General features: G+C 71.0%; 1 protein-coding gene and 1 pseudogene. One reads left to right on the top strand and one right to left on the bottom strand.

All coding sequences use genetic code 11. The features are described 5' to 3' along the window. Positions 1-500 precede the first annotated feature (500 nt). Positions 501-1,961: a replicative DNA helicase gene (dnaB, locus tag Ari01nite_RS19705; RefSeq protein WP_203782738.1), complete on the bottom strand. Its 1,461-nt coding sequence runs from the start codon at positions 1,959-1,961 to the stop codon at positions 501-503. Positions 1,962-2,464: 503 nt separating this feature from the next. Here dnaB and Ari01nite_RS19700 point away from each other — a divergent pair. Next, positions 2,465-4,944 (top strand): annotated as a pseudogene (locus tag Ari01nite_RS19700) (hypothetical protein); the annotation flags it as partial.

Raw genomic sequence — 4,944 nt, 5'->3', positions numbered from 1 at the left:
GAGGAATCCGCGCCGCCTTGCCGAGGAATCCGCGCCGCCTTGCCGAGGAATCCGCGCCGCCTTGCCGAGGAATCCGCGCCGCCTTGCCGAGGAACTCGCCGTGGATCTTGGCTTGAGTGCGTAGCCGCTGCGGTGATGATCGCGGGGCGGGTGGTGTTGGGCTCTGCGAGGGCCGGACCGATACGGCGGCTCGGGCAGCCGCCTCGGAGCCGTAGTCATGCGACCCGGGATGCGCGGCTGGGAGGGCGGCACCCCGAGCAGGACCGCCACCAGGCCGGATGCGCGCAGACCTCGAACCGGAAGCTGTCTGGCGGCGGCAAGGACATCGGCAACAGACAGCGACGGAAGGGGCGACGCCAGGTGGCGCGACGCCGTGCGGCCGCCGAGCGGGTGGCGGCCGGGCCAAGCGACCAATGAGTCGCCACCAGGGATCGCCACGCCGCAACGGACCATCCGCTGAAGGCGCGGCGCCGCACGCCGCGCTTCCCGATTTGTCTGCTTTAGACGATTGCCATGTCGACGAAGCGGGACAGGTGCAGCTGCGCGGCCACCGTCACCGTGTCGGTGGGGCCGTTACGGTGCTTGGCCACGATGAAGTCGGCCTCACCGGCCCGGGGGGACTCCTTGTCGTAGTAGTCGTCGCGGTGGAGCAGGATCACGACGTCGGCGTCCTGTTCGATGGAGCCGGATTCGCGCAGGTCGGAGAGTTGGGGGCGCTTGTCGGTGCGCTGCTCGGGGCCACGGTTCAGCTGGGAGACGGCGATCACCGGGCACTCGATCTCTTTGGCCAGGAGCTTGAGGCCACGGGACAGGTCGGCGACCTCCTGCTGGCGGCTTTCGGTGCGTTTCGGTGAGGTCATCAGCTGGAGATAGTCGATGACCAGGAGTTTAAGGTCGTGGCGCTGTTTGAGGCGGCGGGCCTTGGCGCGGATCTCCATGAGGTTCATGCTCGGGGTGTCGTCGACGAAGATCGGGGCCTCGCTGATCTCGCCCATCCGGCGAGCCAGTTTGCTCCAGTCGTCGTCGGTGAGCTGGCCGGAGCGCAGCACGTGCAGCGGCACCCGGGCCTCGGCCGAGAGCAGACGCATCACCATCTCGATTTTGCTCATTTCGAGCGAGAAGATGGCGCTCGCGCAATTGCTGCGAATGGCTGCGTTGCGGGCGAAGTCCATGCTCACGGTCGACTTACCGAGACCGGGCCGGCCCGCCACGATGATCAGCTGACCGGGGTGCAGGCCGTTGAGCAGACGGTCCAAATCGGAGAAACCGGTCGGCACGCCGGTCATCACGCCGCCCTGGGCGCCGACCGCCTCGATCTCGTCGAGCGTGGGTTGCAGCATGTCACCGAGAGCGGCGAAGTCCTCGCTCACCCGCTTCTCGGTGACGTCGTAGATCGCCTGCTGCGCCAGGTCGACGATGTCATCGACATCACGTCCACCGTGGCCGCCCGAGCCGTACCCGAGCTGAACGATCTTGGTGCCCGCCTCGACCAGGCGGCGCAGGATGGCCCGCTCCGAGACGATGCGCGCGTAATAAGAGGCGTTGGCCGCGGTGGGCACGCTCTCGATCAGCGTGTGCAGGTAGGGAACGCCGCCGATGCGTTGCAGATCACCCGAGTCGGCCAGCGCGGCCGCCACGGTCAGCGCATCGGCCGGTTCGCCCCGCCCGTACAGGTCAAGAATGACGTCAAAGATCGTGGCGTGCACCGGCCGATAGAAATCATGTGGCTTGAGGATCTCGACCACATCGGCGATGGCGTCCTTGGAGAGCAGCATGCCACCGAGTACGCCCTGCTCAGCGGCCACGTCCTGCGGGGGTGACTTGTCGAACGAGCCGCCGCCCGAGCCCGGGCCGTCGCCACCGGTGCCGCCACCACCCGACCCCCCGTTGCGCGGCGGGCCGCCGGCGGACGGCTGAGCCGGCGGCCGTGACTCCGGCCGCGTGTCGTCAGTGATCGACACCCGGTTCCTCCTCCGCTCGGCGTACGTGCTTGCCGTGATCAAACAGCCTGGGTATGACACTTTTGGCTGAACCCGCGCCATGATCGGGGAAATTAACGTGATCAAGACCGCACGCGCGGCGGCATCACTCTACGAACCCGGCCCCCACCTGCCCAACTACGCCGGTGGACGAGCCTCGGGACAACTTGTGGACATCACGGCACATCCTGTGGGCAGCCCTGTGCACAGCCTGTGCACAACTTTTCGAGATGGCCTAGATAGCCCTTATCCAGCAGCTATTTCACCGTCCCCACCTGTGGAGAGCGAAAAAGCTGCCCGGCGTGAGCAAGCCATCGCCCGGAGGCGTTGCGGTTCGGACTCGCGCACGTCACAGTTTTCAGGTGGACCAACGGGAATGGGACTACGGCGCCCGCATGCCGCGAGACCGGCGCGCGGGCCAGCCATGGTCTTCCCAAAGTCCGGAACGTTCTGATTTCGCCGAGCCTGAGCCCAAATGGGCGTCATTGACCGACACCGGGAGCATGCAGCCCAGCGCCGAGGCTCTCGCCTGGCAGCAGCGGGCCGACGACTGGGCTCAGCAGGCGGACTCCGACCAGAGCAACGCGGTCGAGCCGGCCAACCGATGGTCCGAGGTCGCCTCCACCGGCCGCACCGCGTTTCCGGCCGACGGCGTCGGTTGGCGCAGCGAGACCGCCGAGTGGCGCGCGACCGGCGCCCGCTGGCGGCAGACCACCGAGTGGCGTTCCACGACCGGATCACACGGCTGGCGCTCCACCACCGAGGCCTGGCAGACCGGCGGCAACAGCAACTACCCGCCGCAGGCCGAGACGCCCACCTCGCAGCCGGCCCTGTCCAGCACCGCCTGGACCCCGCCCGGCTCCGACCAGGTCGGCTCCACCACCGGCGACAACGGCTCCCGGCCGTCCTGGCAGCAGTTCACCTCGCCGTCGTCCGAATCCGAGCCGTCGACGAGCTGGCAGACACAAGACCCGTCGACGAGCTGGCAGACCCAGGAGCCCTCGACCCCGAGCTGGCAGCAGGAAGGCTCCAGCTGGCAGCAGGAAGGCTCCAGCTGGCAGCAGGAAGGCTCCAGCTGGCGGCAAGAAGCCCCGAGCTGGCAACAGGAGCAGGCGGCTCCGAGCTGGCAACAGGAGCAGCCGGCCCCGAGCTGGCAACAGGAGCAGCCGGCCCCGAGCTGGCAACAGGAGCAGCCGGCCTCGAGCTGGCAACAGGAGCAGCCGGCCTCGACCTGGCAGCAGGAGCCGTCCACGCCCAGCTGGCAGCAGCCCGCACCGCGTCAACCGGCCGAGAGCCAGCCGTCCTGGCAGCAGCTGGTCGACAACGGGGGCACGCCCGACCCGCCGTCCTGGGGTTCGAACGGCCGGCCCGCCTGGCAACGCGACGCCATCGAGGGCACCGCGACCTGGAACGACACGTCCGGCGCCCGCTCCGCCAGCCACGCCGGCCGGCAGGACTCCGAGTCGATATCGAGCTGGCTGCGCATGGAAGACCCCGCCCAGCAGCAGCAGACGCCGAGCTGGCAGTCGTCGCGCGACGACGGCCGGCACATGGTGCGCGAGGATGACCGCGCCGCCTGGCGTCGCGGCACCGAGCCGGGCGATGGGTCACCCCCGGCCGGCCGGCGGCGGGCTCCCGATGGTGGGGCACGCAATTTCGGCGGTACGGGGTGGACCGGGCGCCCGGAATCGGACGGCTGGGCCGGACACACCGACACCGGCAACATCCAGATGTACCCCAACGGTTCGGCCGCCGCCGAGGCCCCCACCTGGAACCAGGGCCAGTCCCGCCATGGCGCCGACGCCACCGGCCGGCACGACTCCGCCTCGACGGGCCGGCGCGCCCTGTCCGCGACGCCGTACGAGACGCCGCCGCCGACCCAGTACGACACCCCCGGCCGCACCACGCCCTTCGACACCCCGGGCGCGAACCCGTACGACACCGGCACCCGCGCCAACCCCTACGACGCCGCCAACCGCGCGAACCCGTACGGCGCAGGCAACGGGGCGAATCCGTACGACACCGGCGTCCGCGCGAACCCCTACGGCGCCGGCAACGGCGCCAACCCCTATGACGCCGGCAACAGCGCTAACCCGTACGACGCCGGCAACGGCGCTAATCCGTACGACGCCGGAAACCGCGCTAACCCGTACGACACCGGCGTCCGCGCGAACCCCTACGATGCCGGCACCCGCCCGAATCCATACGGCAACGGCAACCAGGCCAACCCGTACGGCAACGGCAGCCAGCCGAACCCGTACGACACCGGCACCCGCACCAACCCGTATGACGCCGGCACCGGCACACCGCCCTACGACGCTCCCGGCCGCGGCGCGTACGAGGCCCGCCGAAACCCGTACGAGACCCCGGGTCAGGCCAACCCGTACCCGGCCTACGACGCCGGCGCCCGCCAGGAACCGCCCAGCCGGCACGCGACCCCGCCGGACGAGCCGCCCCGCCGCAACCGCCACGACGACGCCGCCCGGCCCCTCCCGGTCACCGACTACGGTGCCCCGGCGACGGGTGCCAGCGCCGCCGTGCCGCTGCCGATCCGCTACGACGGCGCGTCCCGGCCCGCCAGCGCACCCGCCGCACCCCCGCCACCGACCACCCCGCGCCGTGGCCGCTACGCCGACGACGTCCCCGCCAACGGCGAGCCGGCCTCCGGCAGCTTCGGCGTCGGTGCCGCCTACCCGCTGCCTGCCGCCCCGACCAGCGGTTTCGGCCGCCGCCGCAGCCGCGACGAACCTGACCGCGGATCCGCCGAGATGCCCCGCACGCTGGGCGAGCCGAGCCGCGACCCGGACCTCAACCGCGGCACCCCGCCCCGCGCCCCCGAAATGCCGCGCAGCCTGGCCGAGCCGCCGGCCCGAGGCCCGCGAGGCTTGGACCGTGTCCCCGAGCGAGGCCCCGAACGTGGCCTGGACCGTGGCCCGGACCGCCACCACGACCGCGGCATGGATCG

It is taken from the genome of Paractinoplanes rishiriensis, from assembly GCF_016862375.1.
GTDB lineage: Bacteria > Actinomycetota > Actinomycetes > Mycobacteriales > Micromonosporaceae > Actinoplanes > Actinoplanes rishiriensis.
This window is presented reverse-complemented; position numbering and strand designations above follow the sequence as displayed.